The following is a 1,190-nucleotide window of genomic DNA, read 5'->3' as shown; positions in this document are numbered from 1 at the left end:
AAAAAGTTTGATGAAAAACTAACGAATATTACGCAAGCAGTGCAAGGTGATGCTTTGTTGTGGGACAAGACTACAGGCGCCTTTGTAGCCTTGCATGGAGAAAAAGAAGGTGAAAAGACAAACAGCAAGATCACATCACTGGCTGATGGTTCTATTGTGGCTGGTTCGAGCGACGCGGTTACGGGTGGACAGATTCATAAAATTGGTGGTGATATTGCTAAATTTTTAGGTGGAGAAGCGTCCTTTAAAGATGGAGCCCTTACACAGCCAACGTATAAATTATCGTACATTGCTAAAGATGGTGTTGTAACAGATAAATCGCATACCAATGTTGGTTCTGCCTTTAAAGGACTTGATGATAATATCAAGACTGTTAACGATCGTATTAAGGAAGTTTTTCAAGGTGTTGCACAGGATTCTTTGGTATGGAATAAGGATGAAAAAGCCTTTACTGCCAAACATGGAGAAAAAGAGGAAAGAAAAAATAGTAAAATCACCTCTCTTGAAAATGGTGACCTTTCAGAGAAATCAACTGATGCCGTGAATGGTTCACAGCTCCATTCTACGAACACAGCCCTTGCAGAATATTTCGGTGGCGATACTAAGTATGGGGATGGCAAATGGACAAAACCTGATTTCAAAGTTGCGCAATTTAATTCTGATGGCACAAAAGGTGATGAACAGAGCTATCATAATGTTGCCGATGCTTTTGAGGGAGTTAATAATACTTTCACGACTCTTAATGATGAAATTGTCGATGTAAGAGACAGTATCCTTGTTAAGCAAGCAACAGAGATAACTTTGGCGCGCAGTCTGCGTGATGGAGGAGCAGGTCTTATCACTATTGGTAAGGGAACCGGTGGTACTGAAGTAAGTATTCTCAACAATGAAAATGTGACGCGGAAACTTTCTGGTGTGAGTGATGGAACACTCTCTAAAGATTCAAAAGAAGCAGTGACAGGTGGTCAGCTTCATACCATAGCTTCGGATTTATCAAAGCTTTTAGGTGGCGCTGTATCCTTTGATGGCAAAAACTTTAAAGGACTAAAGTATGACTTATCGGAAGTTTCTACAGACGGTAAGGTAACAGATAAATCGCATACCGATGTTGGTTCTGCCTTTAAAGGACTTGATGATAATATCAAGACTGTTAACGATCGTATTAAGGAAGTCTCAGAAGGAGTTGCACA

General features: G+C 40.3%; 1 pseudogene. It reads left to right on the top strand.

Annotated features, from left to right (window positions below):
• A pseudogene (locus ACFIKR_RS09310) lies at positions 1 to 1,190 on the top strand (hypothetical protein); the annotation flags it as partial.

The sequence above is a fragment of the Bartonella sp. MR30HLJHH genome, from assembly GCF_042194195.1.
GTDB lineage: Bacteria > Pseudomonadota > Alphaproteobacteria > Rhizobiales > Rhizobiaceae > Bartonella > Bartonella grahamii.
The sequence above is the reverse complement of the archived record's forward strand: the minus strand, read 5'-3'. Positions and strand labels throughout refer to the sequence as shown.